Origin of the sequence: Mammaliicoccus stepanovicii, assembly GCF_002902525.1 — a bacterium.
Classification (GTDB): Bacteria; Bacillota; Bacilli; order Staphylococcales; family Staphylococcaceae; genus Mammaliicoccus; species Mammaliicoccus stepanovicii.
The window spans coordinates 1-1958 of the sequence record NZ_PPQZ01000113.1 but is presented as its reverse complement, the minus strand read 5'-3'; the positions used below and the strand labels follow the sequence as shown (position 1 = coordinate 1958).

Below are 1958 nucleotides of genomic sequence, written 5' to 3'. Positions count from 1 at the left end.
TTAATCCTATTTGATATATCACATATAAGACGAAAAATATTAATTGATAACTTAGATATTGATTATCCAAAATATTTTTTTGCTCATCTGAAAATATTAAAACTATCATGACGAATGTGACAATTCTATTGTAAATAAGGCTACGTTTACCAATCAGTCCTAGAACGATAACCGGTAATAATAAAATAATTGAAATATAGAAAAAACTAAAATCTCCATATGGAATCATAATTCTAACTCCTCAAATACTTTATTTCTATTTAATTTACCATTCGGTGTTAAAGGTAGTGTTTCAGTGTATTTAAACTTTCTTGGTATCATATATTCTGGTAAATGTAACTTTAATTCATTTTTTAAATGTTTAGTTATATCTTGATCTTGAGATAGACTTGAATCATTTAATACAACTGTTGCATATAGATATTGAATTTTCTCACCTTTTTTAATTGGTGTTACAATAGCTTGCTTTACATCAGATAATTTTTCTAGCATCATTTCAATTTCTTCAAGTTCCATTCGATAACCATTAATCTTAATTTGGAAATCAATTCTTCCACTTATAAACCAATAGCCCTCTTTAAATTCAGCTTTATCACCTGTATAGTAATGCTTCACGCCATCAATTTTATTAAAAGCTTTGTCATTTTTTTCTTTGTCTTTAAGATAACCTTTACTTACACTTTTACCGAGAATGACCAATTCTCCTTCATCTGTGTTTTCTAAACTAGAGTTTGGTCGAACTGTACCGATTGGTAATGGATTAAATATGTTGAGTACATCTTCAGTTATTTCGATACTTGTAACCGCTACTGTTGCTTCTGTCGGACCATAAGTATTATATATCGTAGCTGAGTTAAACTTCTCTCGTAACTTTGTTGCTGTCTTATGGCTAAGTACCTCACCACAGAAGAAAAACTGTTTCAATTCTGGGTAATGCTCTTCATCAAATCCAGGTAATAGTAAACACATTTCTAAAAATGAAGGTGTTGATACCCAACTCTCAACTTGCTTACTATTTAACATTTCGTATAATTGTTTCGGTTTTTCAATCATTAATTTATCTACTAATTCTAAAGTACCGCCAGACATTAAACATGGATAAATTGCCATCACAGATAAATCAAATGAAAATGGCGCTTGATTCAACCATTTCTTACCTTCACCTAACTTATTTAAAGATAACATCCATTCAGTAAAATCTAATAAACTTTCATAACTAATTTGTACACCTTTAGGCATTCCAGTTGAACCAGAAGTAAAAATTGTATATACAGTATCGTTCTTATGTAAATGGTCAAGTTCACCTTGTGATGAATGAGTTTTCAAACTATCTTCTATTGTTAATTGTTTTACTTCAATATCTTCTAAAATTTGATCTGTTGTATTAAAAATGAATGATGGTTCTACTTTATTAATAATATGCTCTATTCTTTCTTTAGGAATTGACGTATCGATTGGGACATAACCAACTCCTGCTTTAATACTTGCAATCATACCAACAATCATAAATGGTGACATATGACCATATACGACAATTGGGTTTGATGAATCACATAATACATTCGCTAAATTAGTCGAATAAATATCTAAATCACGATAGTTCATTGCTTGTTCCCTATAAGATATTGCAACGTTGTTCCCATGCTCATGACTCATATAAGAAATTTGTTCTATGATGTTTCGCATAATTTACTCCTTAATTAAAATTCATTATATATAAAATCATTACTTGCACTACCACCAGCATAAATCCAAAATAATGCTAGTAATATTAGAAAATAGAGAATGGTTAAACCAATGAGCTTAATTGGCTCAGAGTTTAAAATTGCACTAATTTTTTCCATTGTCTTTCTCCTTAAATTATTATTTATTTATTATTCTATTTGTTTATTATATTCATTCTCAATCAGAATATCAATTAAAAACTGTAAATAAATAACAGTGTGGTATTTTTATTC

2 protein-coding genes and 1 pseudogene are annotated in these 1958 nt (G+C 28.8%); all 3 read right to left on the bottom strand.

Annotated elements, in window-relative coordinates; genetic code table 11:
• A pseudogene (locus CD111_RS12700) lies at nt 1–229 on the bottom strand (D-alanyl-lipoteichoic acid biosynthesis protein DltB); the annotation flags it as partial.
• On the bottom strand, nt 226–1686 hold the full coding sequence (gene dltA, locus CD111_RS11415; protein ID WP_095088994.1) for a D-alanine--poly(phosphoribitol) ligase subunit DltA: 1461 nt from the start codon (nt 1684–1686) through the stop codon (nt 226–228). The gene dltA and the pseudogene CD111_RS12700, both read right to left, overlap by 4 nt.
• A gap of 14 nt (nt 1687–1700) precedes the next feature.
• Nucleotides 1701–1844: a teichoic acid D-Ala incorporation-associated protein DltX gene (locus CD111_RS11410; RefSeq protein ID WP_095088996.1), complete on the bottom strand. Its 144-nt coding sequence runs from the start codon at nt 1842–1844 to the stop codon at nt 1701–1703.
• Between the last annotated feature and the right edge of the window lie 114 nt (nt 1845–1958).

Bases quoted from the DNA above. Each gene is read 5' to 3' on its own strand.
- dltA (WP_095088994.1), bottom strand. From the start codon at position 1,686: ATGCGAAACATCATAGAACAAATTTCTTATATGAGTCATGAGCATGGG.
- CD111_RS11410 (WP_095088996.1), bottom strand. From the start codon at position 1,844: ATGGAAAAAATTAGTGCAATTTTAAACTCTGAGCCAATTAAGCTCATT.